The sequence below is a fragment of the Prevotella lacticifex genome (genome assembly GCF_019973375.1).
In the GTDB taxonomy this organism is placed as follows: domain Bacteria; phylum Bacteroidota; class Bacteroidia; order Bacteroidales; family Bacteroidaceae; genus Prevotella; species Prevotella lacticifex.
In genome coordinates, this window is sequence record NZ_BPTV01000001.1 from 2,585,395 (window position 1) to 2,604,550 (window position 19,156).

Genomic DNA, 19,156 nt, shown 5'->3' on the forward strand with positions numbered 1-19,156 from the left:
CAAGAAGTAATCATCAAGAAGGGGACGGTCATGCTGTCACGACCGTCCCCCCGACTATATTGTTATGCGTCAATGTTAGCGTAAGTAGCGTTTTGCTCGATGAATTCCCGTCGCGGTTCAACATCGTCGCCCATAAGCATTGAGAAAACCTCATCGGCATCAGCCGCATTCTCGATGGACACCTGCTTGAGCAGACGCTTCTTCGGGTCCATGGTCGTCTCCCAAAGCTGCTCGGGGTTCATCTCACCGAGACCTTTGTATCGCTGCGTGTGGAGCGTCTTGCCGTCTTCCACGCCCCCGCCGTACTTGTCGAGGAAAGCCTGACGTTGCTGGTCGGTGTAGCAGTACTCGCTAATCTTCTTGTACGTGCACTTGTAGAGAGGCGGAGTAGCGATGTACAGATGTCCCTCCTCAATAACCTTAGGCATGTAACGGTAGAAGAGCGTCATGATAAGCGTGTCGATGTGAGAGCCATCGACATCGGCATCGGTCATGATTATTATCTTGTCGTAGCGCAGTTTGTCGGTGTTGCACTCAAAGGAATCGTTGTCGTCGACACCGAACCGTACTCCTATCGACTGGATGATGTTCATCACCGACTCAGCCTCGAAGACGCGGTGGCGCTGAACCTTCTCGACGTTGAGGATTTTTCCTCTCAGTGGGAGGATAGCCTGTGTGTACCGGTCGCGGCCCTGCTTTGCCGAGCCACCGGCCGAATCACCCTCGACGAGGAAGATTTCACACTTCTTCGGGTCCTTGTTTGAGCAGTCGGCAAGCTTTCCGGGCAGTCCGCCACCGCTCATAACGCTCTTGCGCTGTACGCTCTCACGTGCCTTGCGGGCAGCAATACGTGCTGTGGCAGCGAGGATAACCTTATTGCAGATGAGCTTAGCCTCCTCGGGATGCTCCTCGAGATAGTCGGTAAGAGCCTCACCGACAGCCTGCTGCACGGCTCCGGCCACCTCACTGTTGCCGAGCTTTGTCTTTGTCTGACCCTCAAACTGAGGTTCTGCCACCTTGATGGAGATGACGGCAGTGAGACCCTCACGGAAGTCCTCACCGCTGATTTCGATCTTCGCCTTCTCTATCTGCTTCGATATCTGCGGGTCATGATCGGCATAAGCCTTGAGCGTACGGGTCAGCGCAATGCGGAATCCCGTGACGTGGGTACCACCCTCAATGGTGTTAATATTATTGACATAAGAGTGCAGGTTCTCCGTATAATCAGTGTTATACATTATCGCCACCTCGATAGGCACTCCCTGCTTCTCTGTCTTGAGGTAGATGACATCGTCGAAGAGGTGTGTGCGGTGACGGTCGATATAGCGGACAAACTCCTTCAGACCGTCCTTGGCATGGAACACCTCGGTGCGTGTCTTACCCGTTTCAGGGTCGGGACGCAGGTCGGTGAGCGTGATGCGGATACCAGCATTGAGGTAAGCGAGCTCACGCATACGTCGCGCCACGATGTCCCACTTGAATGTTGTTGTGGTGAAGATGGTTGGATCGGGCCAGAACTGCTGCCGTGTGCCGGTGCGGTCGGTATCGCCGACGACCTTCACGGGATACAGAGGCTTTCCTTTCTCGTACTCCTGCTGGTAGATCTTTCCGTCGCGGAAGACCTGCGATTTCATGTGTGTGGAGAGAGCGTTCACACAGCTCACACCGACACCATGGAGTCCGCCGCTGACCTTATATGAGCCTTTGTCGAACTTACCACCGGCATGGAGGACCGTCATAACGACCTCCAGGGCACTCTTGTGCAACTTTTTGTGCTCATCGACAGGAATACCGCGACCATCGTCCTCGACGGTACATGAGCCGTCGACACCGATAGTAACCTCGATGTTCTGGCAGAAGCCTGCCATAGCCTCATCGATAGAGTTGTCAACAGTCTCGTTGATGAGATGATGGAGACCCTTCTCCGAGATGTCTCCAATATACATGGCAGGGCGCTTGCGCACTGCCTCCAAGCCCTCAAGGACTTGTATATTTTTCGCCGAATAGTTCTCTTCGGCCTCTTTATCTGCTGCCATTTTTATTAGATTCAGTTTATAGTTGCAAAGATACGAAAAATTGTTGAGGTTTGGAAATTTTGCTGTGTTTAATTATGTAAAAAGAACATAGGCCACAATCCTATGTAGAATACGACTTACACATAAAGAACAAGGGCCGTATTCCGATGTGGAATACGACCCCAGACTATATTTTTAATGCTATGACTTTAACTTCAACGAGAGGTTATCCCAGAGCTGCGATATGACGGCTCAGGCTTGACTTCAGGTTAGCTGCCTTGTTCTTGTGGATGATGTTGGTCTTTGTCAGCTTGTCAAGCATTTTCTGAACAGAAGGATAGAGCTTTACTGCCTCGTCCTTGTCTGTAACGGCACGCAGTTTGCGCACTGCATTACGCATAGTCTTTGCATAGTACTTATTATGCAGAGCCTTCTTCTTGTCCTGGCGGATTCTCTTAAGATTTGATTTGTGATTTGCCATCTTCTATGTCTATTTTTTATATTTCTACGTTTACCGACTATAAAGTCATGAGTACTCCCTAGCAGAATCGAACTGCTCTTTAGAGAATGAAAATCTCTCGTCCTAACCGATAGACGAAGGGAGCGACGCTATTTTTTTGCGGGTGCAAAGGTACTTATATTATTGGAAATGACCAAATTTTACAGAATAAATTTTCGTAAATGACTGTAAATTTGTACTTTTGCATATATTTTTGGCTCTTATATGGATGTAAAAACCACAGCTGTAGTATTACGGACGATAAAATACGGCGACTCGTCGCTCATTGTCGACATGCTCACCGAGCAGATGGGACGGGTGTCTTTTCTCGTCCGCACGCCCAAGACTCAGAAGGGCAAGCTCAAGAAGCAGCTCTTCCAGCCTCTGACGATTCTCTCCCTTGTCTTCGACTACCGCCAGCGTTCGTCGCTGCAGCGAATCCGCGACATAGCCATCGCGGTTCCTTACATCACCATTCCGGCTGTCGCTCCAAAGATTGCGACGGCAATATTCCTTGCTGAATTCCTCTCTTACGTCACCCGTGACGAGCAGCGCAACACCCCGCTTTTCGAGTATATAGTGTCGAGTCTGCGGTGGCTCGACGATGCCGACAGCGGCTATGCCAATTTCCATCTGGTGTTCATGATGCGGCTGAGTCGCTTCATCGGTTTCTGGCCCAACCTCGACGACTATTGCGAGGGGTGTCTTTTCGACCTCCGCGAGGCCCGTTTCACCACCGTGGCACCGCTCCACAACGACGTGCTGAAGGCTGCCGAGGCCAGACAAGTGTGCACCCTTATGCGTATGAGCTACAGCAACATGCACGTTTTCCGCATGAACCGCTCACAGCGCAACCGCATCACCGACATCATCCTGCTCTTCTACCGGCTGCACGTGGCCGACATGCCGGAGATGAAAAGTCTCGCGGTGCTGAAGGAGCTGTTCGATTAAGAATCCGAGAAGAGCGGCTCCACCCCACCCCACTACTCATTACTCACAGCCATCAGGCTCACTCCATGAACACAAAATAGACTGCGGCGACGAGGCAGAGGAACGCCGCAGCATGATTCCAGTGGAGCGTCTGACCCTGAAAGAGGATATTGGCGACAGTGGCAAAGACTATCAGCGACACGCACTCCTGGATAACCTTCAGCTGAACGAGCGAGAACGGACCGCCGTTGCCGCTGAATCCCAGGCGGTTGGCGGGTACCTGAAAGCAATACTCGAAGAAGGCGATGCCCCACGAGAACACAACGACACCCATCAGCGGCCAGTTGCTGCTGACACCCGACTGCTGAAGGCGCAGATGACCGTACCAGGCCAGAGTCATAAAGATATTGCTCACGAAGAGCAAAACTACTGTTTCTATTCCCTGAATCATATTTATTGTTTCTTAGCGGCCGCAAAATTACACATTTTTTCCGAACCGCGAGCTATTGGAGAAGAATCTTCTTAGGTCACCACCCTGCCAGACCCCAACCACAATTTCGCCCAACAGCGTCCACAGGAAGGAAAAGTAATAATGGTAATACAATAATAAATGTGGGTAAGCGCAGTTTGGTATAATGTTTGTACTTTTGCAATCGAAAGAAAAAACAACATATTACAAATAGAACTTATGGAAATAATCAAGGACAGACAGTTTGGCGGTGAGCGCCCGCTTTTCGGCATTCACGACACGAAACTCGACAATATAACCATCACCGACGGCGAATCAGGAATAAAGATGTGCCGCAACATAGAGTGTAACAACTCCAAATTCTACGGCAAATACCCCTGGTGGCACGTCGACGGAAGCGTGATAACCAACTGCTATTTCGACCCGAAATCGCGTTCGGCAATATGGTACAGCAACGACATGGTGATGAAGGATACGGTCATCGACGCGCCGAAGCTCTTCCGCGAGATGAAGAATGTCAGCCTTGAGAACGTGAAAATCAACGATGCCGACGAGACATTCTGGCGCATCGACGGTCTGAAGCTGAAGAACGTAGAGCTCCACGGAGGCACTTATCCGTTCATGTTCTCGAAGAACATCTACGTCGACGGCCTCGTCAGCGACTCGAAATACGTGTTCCAGTACTGCCAGAACGTAGAGATCCACAACGCCAAAATCACCACCAAGGACTCGTTCTGGGAGTGCGACAACGTGACCGTGTACGACTCCGAGCTCGACGGCGAGTATCTGGCATGGCACTCGAAGAACATCACTCTCGTCCGCTGCCACATCAGCGGCGAGCAGCCGTTGTGCTACTCCGACAACATCGTGCTGCGCGACTGCACTTTCGATGCCGCCTGCGACCGTGCTTTCGAGGACTGCACGAACATCGACGCCAAGATTAAAGGCAGCATAACGAACATCAAGAACCCGATATCGGGCCACATCACAGCCGAGAAGATTGGGTCGGTGACCTACAACGAGTTTGCCAAAGGTCACGACACCGTCATCGAGGAGACGAAATAAGCCCAATCCACATATTATATAAGGTAGGAAATGAATATCAACAACGACAAGAATACTGACTGCCGCCACAACGAATGGTTCGACACCATCGTCCGACGCCGTGGCAGCGGAAGCATGAAATGGGATGCCGCTGCCGACGACGATGTCATCCCGATGTGGGTGGCCGACATGGACTTCGTCGCCGCACCAGCCATCAGGGAGGCCCTGCGGCGCCGCGTGGAGCACGGCATCTATGGTTATGAGCAGGTACCCGACAGCTACTACGATGCCATAGTGCGGTGGTTCGACCGGCGCCACGACTGGCACATCGACCGGCAGTGGATAATCTACACCAGCGGTGTGGTGCCGGCACTGTCGGCAACGATAAAGGCGCTGACGATTCCCGGCGACAACGTGCTCATCCAGAGTCCCGCCTACAACTGCTTCTTCTCGTCGATACGCAACCAGGGCTGTCAGATTCTCGAGACAGCGCTAATCCGACAAAATGGCAGATACGTCATGGACTGGCAGGACTTCGAGGCTAAATGTGCCGAGGAGAAGACCACTCTGTTCGTCCTCTGCAACCCCCACAACCCCACGGGAAGGGTTTGGACACCGGAGGAACTGCGGAAGATGAACGACATCTGCATGAAGCACGGCGTGAAGGTGGTCAGCGACGAAATCCACTGTGAGCTCGTCATGCCCGGCCATAAGTTCACACCCTTCGCCGCCGTCAGCGAGGAGTGCGAGCGGAATGTGGTGACCCTCAACTCGCCATCGAAGAGTTTCAACATCGCCGGACTCCAGATTGCAAACATCATCTGCCGCAACGACGAATGGCGGCGGCGCATCGACCGCATTATAAACATCTTCGAGGTGTGCGACGTCAACCCCTTCGGACCCGCCGCCCTCGAGGCCGCCTATAATGAAAGTGAGGAATGGCTCGACGCGCTGAACGTTTATATATCGGACAACTACCGCTGGCTGCTCGAATACTTCGGCCGCGAGGTGCCGCAACTGAAAGTTACGAGTCTTGAGGGCACCTATCTCGTGTGGGTCGACATATCGGCAACGGGTCTCGACTCGACGACTCTCGCCGACCGGTTGCTCCACGACGGGCACGTGATGATTAGTGCCGGGACAATGTACGGACAGACGACGGGCCGCGACTTCATACGAATAAACATCGCCTGCCCGCGGAAAACGATGATCGAGGGACTGCAAAGGATTGTAGCCACAATAAAGCCTCTCATCGCGAAAAACCAACTGATGATTAAACATTAGTTAACATCAAAACAGTAGAAAAAAGAAATATTTGTGCATCGCTGTCGCTAAAACTTGCTATCTTTGCACCAAAGTAAAGATAACAGGCACCATGCGAAACGATGCATCAAAGAATATTCTGAACCTCATCCAGCTCCTCCTCGACGGCAACGACTACGGGCTGGATGAGATTTGCGAGAAACTCAGTATCTCGCGACGAAATTTTTATTACCTTGCAGGATTCCTGCGCGAAAATGGATTTGACGTCTTCAAATCCGAGAACAAATCATATCACATAGACCGACGGTCGCCGTGGATAGCCAAAATCGCCGAATCGATGCGCCTCACCGACGATGAACTGACCACCCTTCGCAGTCTGCTCATCATGGTGGGCAACGGCAACGGAGCGATAAACTCGCTGCGGCAGAAATTTGAAGCCGCCTACAACATCACGAAGGTGGACAGCGTTCCTGAGATGAGAAGGCAGAACATGATTCTCCGTAAGCTCACTAATGCCATCCAGCATAAGTTCACCGTGAGACTCATCGACTACTCGTCGCCTCACAGCCACACCGTTAAGGACCGCATCGTCGAACCGTTCCTGATGATGAACAGCAACCGCGACGTACGCTGCTACGAGCTGACGACATCGATGAACAAGACGTTCAAGGTGGCGAGGATTGCCGATGTGGAGGTGCTCACCGACCACTGGGCTAACGAGGCCGAGCACCGGCAGATCTACACCGACATCTTCATGTTCAGCGGCGAGCAGCACTACACCGTCAGACTGCGCCTCGGACTGCTGGCCCACAACCTCTTCCTGGAGGAGTATCCGCAGGCAAGCCGGAACATAAAGCCCGACGGCGACGACCCGAGCCACTGGATTCTCGAGCTCGTCGTGTGCGATTATCGTGGTGTAGGACGCTTCGTCATCGGCCTGTACGACGACATTGAGGTCCTTGGCTGCGACTCGTTCAAAGCTTACATCAGGGAGAAGATAGAAAAGATGTATAATAAGAATAATCTTGACAAAACAAAAGAATAAAACTGTATCGGCCGTTTTGCGTTCTGAAACGGTCCGTTTTATACTGCAAAACGGTCCGTTTTAGCTTGCGAAACGGCCTGTTTTGCAACGCAAAATGGCATATATTGCAAAGTGACTGATTATCAGTGACTTACAGAAACAGACAAGTAAGATTGACGATTCTGAATTATTTTTACATAAAACGCTTGTCAAACGATTGCAATCTTTACCTGTGATTTATTGATTTATCTCAATAAAGTTGGATTTCGGGATTAATATTCAATAAAGATTCATTGAAAACGGGCAATACGTTTGTAACTTTGCCACAGCAAAACACCATTGGTGGGATGCTTATTCAGGATAGAAAACAAAAAGAGAAAGTTATGACGAACAAGAAACTTATCATTTACAACGTCGCAGAACAGAGCGATACCGATGCTCGCATTGCGCGCATGATGGCAAGCCGTCATGAGATTTCAGCATCGACAATGAAGAACGGAAAGTAATTCGGATTCACTCAGTTGAAAAAAGAGAGAAAGCATAAGGGTGCCCGACCACAGAGGTTGGGCACCCTTTTTCATTGCCGGATGTCGTGCGACTGCCGTATGACAGCCGATGCCACAGCTTACTTGCCCAATAACACGAATGGAACGGCACTCGTGAGCCATTCGGTCTGCGTTCCGTCGGCGAAGATTCCACCGGCTATAATCTGCAAGCGCAGTTTGTTCTGACTGTTAATCTGTCCGTAAGAGTAGGCCGTATTGACGTAGAACGGCACCATAACCTTATGCGTAGCACCACCATAGGTGAGCTGCACCTGAGGGGTCACGGGATTGATGAGGAATGCCACCGGCGACACATTGGTGAAGCCGATGTAGCACTTCATGTCCTGCGGAGGCAGCTGGCTGAAGGCCTTGCTGACGGCGGTATCGCTGACGTACTTGCCAATAACGCTGATGGGGAAGTCCTTGATGGTCATGACGCTGTCGGAAGCGATAGTCCAACTGATGGCCACACTGTCGAGGCTGGTCTTTGATGTTGATGCGTCAACTTTGTTGTAGTAGAGATAGCCGCTGTGGGTACCGCGCACCTGATTGAACGCCGCAGCCCTCTCCTCAGGAGTTAAGGTTCGCACATTGTCGTCATCGTCGTTACACGAGGTGAAGGTGACACTCACGGCTGCAAGGCAGACCAACATCAATGAAATCAATTTCAGTTTCTTCATAATTGCTTTTTGTTTATTTGTTTATTATTCTTTGACTCGAATGTTTTCACCACATAAATGCAGTGAGAACGACGATATTGCCTGCATGGCGGGTTAAAGAACGTTAACGTCACCAAAAGCAGGCAATGTTCCCCTATCTTTGCATTTAAATAGGTGAAAACGATGATAAGAATTCTGGGTGCAGACAAGGAGAAACAGCTGTTAGGGCTTTTCGACAGGGGCGATGCTTCTGCCATGGACCGTCTGTATGCCGAATATGCCGACTATCTGGCCGGTGTCTGCTACCGCTATGTGGGCAACGACGACGATATGAAAGATGTGCTCCAGGAGGCTTTCATCAAGATTTTCACACGCATCGGCAGCTTCGAATACCGCGGTCGGGGGTCGCTGAAGGCATGGATGACGCGCATCGTCGTCAACGAGTCGCTGACGTTTCTGCGACGGAACGCGGCGGCTGCCGAGACACCGATAAACGGCGATACCCCCGACACTGCCGACGACACGCCGGCAACGGAGGGCATCGACGCGGCTACGCTCATGGGTATGGTGGCGCGGCTGCCCGAAGGTTATCGCGTGGTGTTCAACCTCTTTGCCATCGAAGGCATGAGCCACAAGGAGATCGCTGACGAACTTGGCATCACACCGAGCACATCGGCATCGCAGTTTTTCAAGGCAAAGAGGATGCTGGCAAGAATGATAAACGAGTATAGGAGGAAGAATGGATAAGGAAACGAAATGGACTGACGACCTCAGACGGAAGGCCGACGCCTACAGACGGAAGGCTCCGGAGGGTCTCCTCGGCGACATCAAGAGGGAGATGGCGCAAAGGGATGTCGTGGCCGGTGGCGACCACCGGAGGATGACGGTTGTCTGGACGCGTCGCATGGCCGTGGCAGCAGCCGTGGCGGCAATGATCGTGCTTGTCGTCAGGATGGTGTGGCCAGTCGGCGAAACGCCGTCAGTGGCCGTTACGGGGCACCAGTCTGAAAGCCAAGCGCACACTGCTGAGCGTAAAATGATGGCCGAAACGACCGAGGGCGGTTCCTCGGCAAACGGCAGGAGGACCATAGGCGGAGCCGTTGCAGCCGCGATGCAACGCATAGCCGGGGCTGTCGGCGGGAAAACAGAGGCAACCGTGGTTGCTGACGGCATGGTATCAGATGGAAAATTGATGGCTATGGCCAGCAAGAATGAGGATAATGATGACGACGGAGCGACGATAGAGCCTGACAATGAAGTTCTTGGCAGTGAGGCAGAGAGCGAAGCAACAGCGCAACGGCCTTCAACGCTTATGGCTCCGGCGGCAATAAAGGAAAGTAGGAGCAACAGAACAACAAATTGGTATGCTAAGAGCAGCGATGCCACCACGGCCGTTTCGGGTCGCCGGAACGGTATGGCGTTAGCGATGAATTATACCGGTATGGGCACGGCAAGCAGTGGTCAGGGCATTGTGGCAGCCAATGTGGCCTCCGACCCGGTGTGTTTCGGTCTGCAAGAAATTCCCAACGACGGTGCGCTGTCGAAGGCTGCAATGCCAGCAACGACGACCGCGCATCATGATATGCCGGTGAAATTAGGTGTCAGTCTGCGATATGATATAGACAACCGCTGGAGCGTTATGACAGGAGTGAACTACAGCTATCTCTCGTCGGCCATAACGGAGAAAGGATTGCCGAAGGAGTCGTTTTCGAAACAGAAACTCCACTACGTCAGCTTGCCCATAATGGTAAGCTACAGCGTGTGGCGCACGAAGAATTTCAACGTCTATATGGCTGCCGGCGGTGAGGCCGCAAAGTTGGTAAAGGGCAAGGCCGCCGTGGAGGAGGTATCCTACAGCTCAACGACACCGACAAAACACGACCAGAGCATCACCGAGCACCGACTGCAATACTCCCTCAGCGGGCTGGCGGGAGTAGAGTACAATGCCACCGACAGGATGAGCGTATATGCCGAGCCGGGGTTCACGTATTTCTTCGACAATCATTCCCCGGTGGTGAATATCTATAAAGACAAGCCCGCTCAGTTCACCATCAATCTCGGGCTCCGCCTCGACCTTGGCTCTGCACGCCGCAAATAGCTAACCTATAAGGATTTATAGATTTCTATAGATTCTATAGTTTCTATAGATTCTATAGTTTCTATAGACTGCTGAGCATAATCTTCTTCGCCTACGGGCACAAAAAAAGCCCCCAAAAATGGGAGGCTCTTTTTATATAAAGCATTGATTACTGTTCTTTCGGAGTTTCGTTGACTTCCTGGCTTGCAAAGTCGAGGACGTTCTTCTTGTTGGCTTCCATGCGCTCGTAGTCTTCTTTCGAGCCTACGACGAGTTTCTGCCACTGCTTCAGACCAGTACCGGCCGGGATGAGGTGTCCGCAGATAACGTTCTCCTTCATTCCCTCGAGGTAGTCGGACTTGCCGCGGATAGCAGCCTCGTTGAGAACCTTTGTTGTCTCCTGGAACGATGCAGCACTCATGAAGCTCTTCGTTCCTAAGGCAGCGCGGGTGATACCCTGCAGCACCTGTGTAGCAGTAGCTGTGCGTGCATCGCGGACCTGTACAGGCTTCTTGTCGCGACGCTTGAGGGCTGAGTTCTCCTCACGCAGCTTGCGGACGGTAAGAATCTGACCCTTGTAGCAGTTCTCGCTGTCACCCGGATCGGTAACGACTTTCTTACCCCAGATGCGGTCGTTCTCGGCAGCGAAGTCGAGCTTGTCGACGAGTTCCTGCTCGAGGAAGGTGGTATCGCCGGCATCGTTGATCTGGACCTTACGCATCATCTGACGCACAATAATCTCGAAGTGCTTGTCGTTGATGGCCACACCCTGCAGACGATAGACGTCCTGAACCTCGTTGACGATGTACTCCTGGACTGCCGTAGGACCCTTGATGGCAAGGATATCGGCTGGAGTGACCTCACCGTCGCAGAGAGGCGTTCCGGCGCGTACAGCATCGCGCTCCTGGACAAGAATCTGGCGCGACAGAGGAACGAGATAGCTTCTCTGGTCGCCGGTCTTGGAGGTGATGATAATCTCCTGGTTACCACGCTTTACCTTACCCATCGATACCTCACCGTCGATTTCGCTGACGACAGCAGGATTCGACGGGTTGCGGGCCTCGAAGAGCTCCGTGACACGTGGCAGACCACCGGTGATATCGCCGGCACCGCTCGACATGTTACGCGGAATGCGGACAAGGGTAGCACCGGTAGAGATGGTCTGACCGTCCTCAACGGCGATGTGTCCCTTAACCGGGAAGTTATATGTGGCCAGAACCTGACCGTTCTTATCGTGAATCTCAACCTGCGGAACCATTGTACGGTCCTTAGGCTCGATGATGATGCGCTCGGTCATACCGGTGGTATCATCGGTCTCGCTGTGGAAGGTGACACCCTCAACGACGTTCTTGAACTTCAGAGTACCGGCATATTCGCTGACGATGACACCGTTGAACGGATCCCACTTTGCAATGACATCGTCCTTCTTGACCTCATCGCCTTCCTTGAAGTAGAGTGTGCTACCGTAAGGAACGTTAAGCGTGGAGAGCACGATATCGGTCTTCGGGTCGCGGAAACGGATTTCGGTCAGGTGGCTGACGACCATCTGGCACTTCTGGTCCTCATCATCGACGAACGGAACGGCGCGGAGCTCATCGAACTCAATCTTTGCGTCGTACTTCGAAACGATACGTGAGTTGGAACCGGCACCACCGGCAATACCACCGGCGTGGAACGTACGGAGGGTAAGCTGCGTACCCGGCTCACCAATAGCCTGTGCGGCAATGACACCGACGGCCTCACCAATCTGCACCATGCGGGCGGTAGCGAGGTTACGGCCATAGCACTTACGGCAGACGCCCTTCTTGCTCTCGCAGGTGAGCACCGAACGGATTTCGACCATCTCGATGCCAGCATCCTCGATAGCCTTGGCCTTGTCCTCAACAATTTCCTCACCGGCAGCGACGATAAGCTCGCCAGTATGAGGATTGACAACGTCGTGGACTGATACACGGCCGAGAATTCTCTCATACAGAGAAGAGATAACCTCGTCGCCGCTCTTCAGTGCTGTGCACTCAAGACCGCGGAGGGTTCCACAGTCGTCCTCGGTGATAATGACATCGTGAGAGACATCGACCAAACGACGGGTAAGGTATCCGGCATCGGCAGTCTTCATGGCGGTATCGGCAAGTCCCTTACGGGCACCGTGTGAGGAGATGAAGTACTCCAGCACCGACATTCCCTCCTTAAAGTTCGAAAGGATAGGGTTCTCAATGGTACCACGTCCCTCAGCACCAGCCTTCTGAGGCTTAGCCATAAGGCCACGCATTCCGGCAAGCTGAGCAATCTGGTCGGCAGAACCACGGGCACCGGAGTCAAGCATCATATATACGGCGTTGAAGCCCTGGTCGGCCTCGGTCATGTGCTTCATGACGGCGGTCTTCAGACTGTTGTTGACGTGGGTCCAAGTATCGATAACCTGGTTGTAACGCTCGTTATCGGTGATGAAACCCATATCGTAGTTATTCGTAATCTCATCGACCTCTTCCTGACCCTTGTTGACGATGTCTTCCTTCTCAGGCGGAACGATGATATCGTCGAGGTTGAACGACAGTCCTGCAAGGTACGACATACGATAACCAAGGTTCTTGATACCGTCGAGGAACGAGCAGGCCCTTGCCATACCTACCGACTTGATAACGTCGGCGATAAGGCCACGGAGCGATTTCTTAGAGATGACACCGTTGAAGTAGCCAATCTCGTCAGGGATAATCTGGTTGACGATGACACGTCCGACAGAGGTCTCGACGAGATGTTTCTGTATCTTTCCGTCGATAAGGTCCTTAACGACGACCTTCACAGAGGCGTGGAGGTCGCAACGGCCTTCGTTGTAAGCTATGACAGCCTCCTCAGGACCGTAGAAGGTAAGCCCCTCACCCTTGGCTCCCGGACGGAGCTTGGTGATGTAATAAAGACCGAGCACCATATCCTGCGACGGAACAGTGATAGGAGCACCGTTAGCAGGGTTCAGGACGTTGTGGCTCTGGAGCATCAGAATCTGCGCCTCGAGGACAGCCTCGTTGCTCAGTGGGAGGTGCACAGCCATCTGGTCACCATCGAAGTCGGCGTTGAACGGCGTACATGCTAACGGGTGCAGCTGGATAGCCTTACCCTCGATGAGCTTCGGCTGGAAAGCCATAACCGACAGACGGTGAAGCGTCGGGGCACGGTTCAGAAGGACTGGATGTCCCTTCATGACATTCTCGAGGATGTCCCAGATAACAGGCTCGCGGCGGTCGACGATTTTCTTTGCGCTCTTCACAGTCTTCACGATACCGCGCTCAATGAGCTTGCGGATGATGAACGGCTTGTAAAGCTCTGCTGCCATGAGTTTTGGCAGACCGCACTCGCCCATGTTAAGCTCTGGGCCGACGACGATAACTGAACGTGCTGAATAGTCGACACGCTTACCGAGGAGGTTCTGACGGAAACGGCCCTGCTTACCTTTCAGTGAGTCGGACAGTGACTTCAGAGGACGGTTGCTCTCGCTCTTGACGGCTGTGGCCTTGCGGCTGTTGTCGAAGAGAGAGTCGACAGCTTCCTGAAGCATACGCTTCTCATTACGGAGAATGACTTCCGGAGCCTTAATCTCCATGAGTCGCTTCAGACGGTTGTTACGGATGATAACACGACGATAGAGGTCGTTGAGGTCGGACGTTGCGAAACGGCCGCCATCAAGCGGAACAAGCGGGCGGAGCTCTGGCGGAATGACAGGAATAATCTTCATGATCATCCACTCAGGACGGTTCACGCCCTTCGACTGACGGAAAGCCTCCACAACCTGAAGGCGCTTCAGGGCTTCGGTCTTACGCATCTGCGACGAGTCGGTAGTGGCGCGATCGCGGAGCTCACCTGCCAGACGGTCGAGGTCGAGATCCTTCAGGAGGTCGTAGATAGCCTCTGCGCCCATCTTGGCGATAAACTTCTTTGGATCAGAGTCGTCGAGATGGTCGTTGCTCTCGGGAATACGGTTATCGACGAGGTTCATATATTCATCCTCAGTGAGCAGGTCGAGTTTGTGCGAGCCGTTGAGGTCCTCACCGTTCTCGTCCTTCATACCCTCTGCCACACCGGGGTTGATAACGATATACTTCTCGTAATATATGACGGCATCGAGTTTCTTCGTCGGCAGTCCGAGAAGGTATCCAATCTTGTTAGGCAGACTGCGGAAGTACCAGATGTGGGCCACCGGCACAACAAGCTCGATATGTCCTGCACGCTCACGGCGTACTTTCTTCTCAGTAACTTCAACACCGCAACGGTCGCAGACGATACCCTTGTACCGGATGCGCTTGTACTTTCCGCAGGCGCACTCATAGTCCTTTGTCGGACCGAAGATACGCTCGCAGAACAGACCGTCGCGCTCTGGCTTGTAGGTACGGTAGTTGATGGTCTCCGGTTTCGTAACCTCACCATAGGAGTTCTCAAGAATCTCCTCCGGCGATGCCAGTCCGATGGTAATCTTGCTGAAATTACTCTTTACTTTATTATCTCTTTTGAAAGCCATATTTTCTTTTTAAGTTTATGAGTTTAAAAGTTTTTTAGTTTTGTAAGTTCTTAGTTTTATAAGTTCTCAAGCCTGCGCGTGCCACAAACGGGTGAAGGATGAGGTGGGTCAGACCCGAAAACTCAAAAACTAAAAGACTTAGAAACTCATTCGAGCTTGATGCTCAGTCCGAGACCGCGGAGCTCATGGAGCAGCACGTTCAGCGACTCTGGAATTCCCGGTGTAGGCATTGGCTCGCCCTTGACGATAGCCTCGTATGCCTTGGAACGTCCCTGGACATCGTCCGACTTGATGGTAAGCATTTCCTGAAGCACGTGAGCGGCACCAAAGCCCTCAAGTGCCCATACCTCCATCTCTCCGAAACGCTGGCCTCCGAACTGTGCCTTACCGCCGAGCGGCTGCTGAGTGATAAGACTGTACGGGCCGATAGAGCGGGCGTGCATCTTGTCCTCGACCATGTGACCGAGCTTAAGGAAGTATGTTATACCCACTGTTGCCTGCTGGTCGAAACGCTCTCCGGTCTCACCATCGTACAGATAGGTTGAGCAGAGGTTTGGCAGTCCGGCCTTGTCGGTCCACTCTTTCAGGTCGTCAAGTTTCGCACCATCGAAGATTGGAGTAGCGAACTTGACACCGAGGCGCTTACCAGCAGCACCAAGGATAGCTTCAAAGATCTGTCCCAGGTTCATACGCGATGGCACACCCATAGGGTTCAGTACCAGGTCGACAGGACGTCCGTCGGCGAGGAATGGCATATCCTCCATACGAACAATCTTCGAGACGATACCCTTGTTACCATGGCGTCCGGCGAGCTTATCACCAACCTGAATCTTACGCTTCTTAGCAATGTACACCTTAGCCATCTGAAGGATACCCGAAGGCAGCTCATCACCGATAGTGATGGCAAACTTCTTACGTTTGAGCTCGGCATCCATCTTCTTGTATTTGCGGATGTAGTTCATTATCAAGCGCTGGATGAGGTTGTTGGTATGCTCATCGTCGGTCCAGCCGCTACTCTGAATGCCCTCATAGTCGAGGTTCTTGAGAGCTGCCACGGTGAACTTGGCACCCTTGGTGATAATCTCTGCATCGGAATAGTCCTTGATGCCCTCAGAGGTCTTATCCTCTGTAAGCGTCATCAGACGGTCGACAAGCATATCCTTCAAGTCGTTTGCCTTTGCCTCATACTCCTCGTCAATCTTTGCAAGGGTAACCTTATCCTGCTTTTTGCTCTCACGGGTCTTGATAGCACGTGAGAAGAGTTTCTTGTCGATGACGACACCGCTCAGCGAAGGATTGGCTTTCAAAGAAGAATCCTTAACATCGCCGGCCTTGTCACCGAAGATAGCACGGAGGAGTTTCTCCTCAGGCGAGGGATCGCTCTCACCCTTAGGCGAAATCTTACCGATGAGAATATCGCCCGGCTCGACACGCGCACCGACACGGATGATACCGTTGTCGTCGAGGTCCTTAGTGGCTTCCTCACTGACATTAGGAATATCGGAAGTGAATTCCTCCACACCACGCTTTGTCTCACGAACGTCGAGTGAATACTCATCAACGTGGACAGAAGTGAGGACGTCCTCACGCACCATACGCTCCGAAATGACCACGGCATCCTCGTAGTTGTAACCCTTCCAAGGCATGTATGCCACAAGGAGGTTACGGCCGAGAGCCAGCTCGCCATTCTCAGTGGCATAACCCTCTGTAAGGATATCGCCCTTCTTCACGCGCTGTCCCTTGTTACAGATTGGGCGCAGGTCGACAACCATGTTCTGGTTTGTGCGGCGGAACTTAGGAATGCGGTATTCCTTTGTAGCAGGCTCGAAGCTTACAAACTCATCGTCCTCGCTGCGGTCGTAGAGGATACGTATTGTTGTTGCGTCAACATATTCTATTACACCGTCGCCCTCAGCAGTAATCTGTGTACGGCTGTCCTCACAGACCTGTTTCTCCAGTCCTGTTCCGACGATAGGTGCATCGTTGTGGAGCAAAGGCACTGCCTGACGCATCATGTTACATCCCATCAGGGCACGGTGACCGTCGTCATGCTCGAGGAACGGGATAAGTCCTGCCGACACAGAGGCAATCTGCTGCGGCGAGACATCCATAAGGTCGACATCCTCTGGCGGCACTACAGGATAATCGGCATCCTGACGGCACTTGACAGTCTTACGGATGAACGTACCATCGTCGTTCAAAGGAGCATTACCCTGACCGATAATCTTCTCCTCTTCCTCCTCAGCGGTGAGGTAGATAACATCCTCATTCTTCATATCGACCTTTGCGTTCTCCACCTTTCTATAGGGAGTAACGATAAATCCGAGGTCGTTGATCTTTGCATACATGCAGAGCGAAGAGATAAGTCCGATGTTCGGGCCCTCAGGCGACTCGATAGGACAAAGACGGCCGTAGTGAGTATAGTGTACGTCACGGACCTCGAATCCGGCACGCTCACGCGACAGACCGCCAGGACCGAGAGCCGAGAGACGGCGCTTATGAGTAACCTCAGCCAGCGGGTTTGTCTGGTCCATGAACTGGCTCAACGGGTTTGTGCCGAAGAAACTGTTGATAACGCTCGAGATAGTCTTAGCGTTAATAAGGTCAGTCGGCTGGAACACCTCATTGTCACGGACGTTCATGCGCTCACGGATGGTGCGGGCCATACGTGCCAAACCTATCGAGAACTGATTGCTGAGTTGCTCGCCGACGGTACGCACGCGACGGTTCGACAGATGGTCGATATCGTCGACGGTAGCGTTAGAGTTAACGAGCTGGATGAGATACTTGATAATCTCTATGATGTCCTCTTTCGTCAGGACACGAGTGTCCATATCGATGTCGAGGCCCAATTTCTTGTTAATACGGTAGCGTCCGACCTCTCCAAGGTCATAGCGCTTATCTGAGAAGAACAGATTCTGGAACACTTCCCTCGCGCTGGCATCATCGGCAGGGTCGGCATTGCGCAACTGACGGTAGATGTAGAGCACGGCCTCCTTCTCAGAGTGGCTCGGGTCCTTAGCAAGAGTGTTGAAGATAATTGCGTACTTGCTGGCAGCATCCTCATCCTTATGAACGAGAATAGAAGTAGCACCGCTGTCGATAATATCATCAATATTCTCGGCTGTGATTTCTGTCTCGCGCTCGAAGACGACCTCATTACGCTCTATGGACACCACCTCACCGGTATCCTCATCGACGAAGTCCTCATTCCACGACTTCATCACGTTACCGGCAAGCTTAGATCCAATAGCTTCTTTCAGGTTCTTCTTATTAACCTTTATCTCCTTGCAGAGATCAAAGATCTGAAGAATATCCTTATCGCTCTCGAAGCCGATGGCACGGAGCAACGTGGTTACAGGCAACTTCTTCTTACGGTCGATGTAAGCATACATGACATTGTTGATGTCGGTAGCGAACTCAATCCACGAGCCTTTGAACGGTATGATACGTGCGCTGTAGAGCACAGTACCATTGGCATGAACACCCTGTCCGAAGAATACGCCCGGTGAACGGTGCAACTGCGAAACGACTACGCGCTCAGCACCATTGATAACGAAGGTACCGTTCTTTGTCATATACGGAATAGTTCCAAGGAACACATCCTGTATGAACGTACCGAAGTCCTCATGATCTGGGTCGGTGCAGTAAAGTTTCATCTTTGCCTTCAAAGGAACGCTGTAAGTCAGTCCCCTCTCGAGGCACTCGTCGATGGAGTAGCGCGGCGGATCGATATAGTAGTCGAGGAATTCAAGAACGAAGTTATTACGAGTATCGGTGATTGGGAAGTTCTCAGAGAACACCTTATACAAGCCATCGTTCTTTCTTTCCTCAGGCGGAGTGTCCAACTGCAGGAAATCGCGGAAAGACTTCAGCTGCACGTCGAGGAAATCCGGATAAGGATACGGATTCTTCACGCTGGCGAAGTTTACTCTTTCGTTATTTAAATTTGTTGCCATTAAAAAAAGTGTTACTATTGGATAAAATCAGGGATTTTCAGCTAATGTCAATAGACAAGATGTCAAAAGACACTAAAAGGTCGGGACTCACCTACTTGGCAAATCCCAACCATTTTATGTAGCATATACGATTTCTATGTGAAATCTTCAGCAATGGGTATCAAA

13 protein-coding genes are annotated in these 19,156 nt (G+C 52.1%); 7 read left to right on the forward strand and 6 right to left on the reverse strand.

The window, feature by feature from the left end:
• Positions 1-62 precede the first annotated feature (62 nt).
• Positions 63-2,036, reverse strand: coding sequence for a DNA topoisomerase (ATP-hydrolyzing) subunit B (gene gyrB / locus LDN30_RS10150; protein ID WP_223926523.1), 1,974 nt, complete (start codon positions 2,034-2,036; stop codon positions 63-65).
• Positions 2,037-2,241: 205 nt separating this feature from the next.
• Entirely contained in the window at positions 2,242-2,496 is a 255-nt protein-coding gene (gene rpsT, locus LDN30_RS10155; protein WP_223926524.1) for a 30S ribosomal protein S20, read from the reverse strand.
• A gap of 243 nt (positions 2,497-2,739) precedes the next feature.
• Here rpsT and recO point away from each other — a divergent pair, with 243 nt between their 5' ends.
• Positions 2,740-3,465, forward strand: a complete 726-nt coding sequence (recO, locus tag LDN30_RS10160; protein WP_223926525.1) for a DNA repair protein RecO — start codon at positions 2,740-2,742, stop codon at positions 3,463-3,465.
• Positions 3,466-3,523: 58 nt separating this feature from the next.
• Here recO and LDN30_RS10165 read toward each other — a convergent pair whose 3' ends face one another.
• Positions 3,524-3,892 carry a DMT family protein gene (locus tag LDN30_RS10165; RefSeq protein ID WP_223929450.1) on the reverse strand — a complete coding sequence of 123 codons (369 nt, stop codon included), beginning with the start codon at positions 3,890-3,892 and terminating at the stop codon, positions 3,524-3,526.
• Positions 3,893-4,132: 240 nt separating this feature from the next.
• Between LDN30_RS10165 and LDN30_RS10170 the strand changes: the two genes are divergently transcribed.
• From LDN30_RS10170 to LDN30_RS16405, 4 genes are all read left to right on the forward strand, one after another.
• Positions 4,133-4,978 carry a DUF3737 family protein gene (locus LDN30_RS10170; protein WP_223926526.1) on the forward strand — a complete coding sequence of 282 codons (846 nt, stop codon included), beginning with the start codon at positions 4,133-4,135 and terminating at the stop codon, positions 4,976-4,978.
• Between the two features lie 30 nt (positions 4,979-5,008).
• The gene (locus LDN30_RS10175; RefSeq protein WP_223929387.1) at positions 5,009-6,241 is read left to right on the forward strand and encodes a MalY/PatB family protein; all 1,233 of its coding nucleotides are present in this window, start codon (positions 5,009-5,011) and stop codon (positions 6,239-6,241) included.
• Positions 6,242-6,332: 91 nt separating this feature from the next.
• A complete protein-coding gene (locus tag LDN30_RS10180; RefSeq protein ID WP_223926528.1) occupies positions 6,333-7,265 on the forward strand; it encodes a helix-turn-helix transcriptional regulator in 933 nt (310 codons plus the stop codon).
• A gap of 362 nt (positions 7,266-7,627) precedes the next feature.
• Positions 7,628-7,750, forward strand: coding sequence for a hypothetical protein (locus LDN30_RS16405; RefSeq protein WP_262901596.1), 123 nt, complete (start codon positions 7,628-7,630; stop codon positions 7,748-7,750).
• Positions 7,751-7,869: 119 nt separating this feature from the next.
• On the opposite strand, the gene LDN30_RS10185 is transcribed toward LDN30_RS16405, so the two are convergent.
• Positions 7,870-8,469: a DUF4840 domain-containing protein gene (locus LDN30_RS10185; RefSeq protein ID WP_223926529.1), complete on the reverse strand. Its 600-nt coding sequence runs from the start codon at positions 8,467-8,469 to the stop codon at positions 7,870-7,872.
• A 162-nt stretch (positions 8,470-8,631) separates the two neighbouring features.
• On the opposite strand from LDN30_RS10185, the gene LDN30_RS10190 reads away from it, so the two are divergent.
• Together LDN30_RS10190 and LDN30_RS10195 are read left to right on the forward strand one after the other, a co-directional pair.
• Positions 8,632-9,195 carry an RNA polymerase sigma factor gene (locus LDN30_RS10190; protein WP_223926530.1) on the forward strand — a complete coding sequence of 188 codons (564 nt, stop codon included), beginning with the start codon at positions 8,632-8,634 and terminating at the stop codon, positions 9,193-9,195.
• Positions 9,188-10,546, forward strand: coding sequence for a porin family protein (locus LDN30_RS10195; protein WP_223929388.1), 1,359 nt, complete (start codon positions 9,188-9,190; stop codon positions 10,544-10,546). The genes LDN30_RS10190 and LDN30_RS10195 overlap by 8 nt, the downstream gene beginning before the upstream one ends.
• A 148-nt stretch (positions 10,547-10,694) precedes the next feature.
• On the opposite strand, the gene rpoC is transcribed toward LDN30_RS10195, so the two are convergent.
• Both rpoC and rpoB read right to left on the reverse strand, forming a co-directional pair.
• A complete protein-coding gene (gene rpoC, locus LDN30_RS10200; RefSeq protein ID WP_223926532.1) occupies positions 10,695-15,032 on the reverse strand; it encodes a DNA-directed RNA polymerase subunit beta' in 4,338 nt (1,445 codons plus the stop codon).
• Between the two features lie 146 nt (positions 15,033-15,178).
• Positions 15,179-18,991, reverse strand: a complete 3,813-nt coding sequence (rpoB, locus tag LDN30_RS10205) for a DNA-directed RNA polymerase subunit beta (RefSeq protein ID WP_223929389.1) — start codon at positions 18,989-18,991, stop codon at positions 15,179-15,181.
• Positions 18,992-19,156 lie beyond the last annotated feature (165 nt).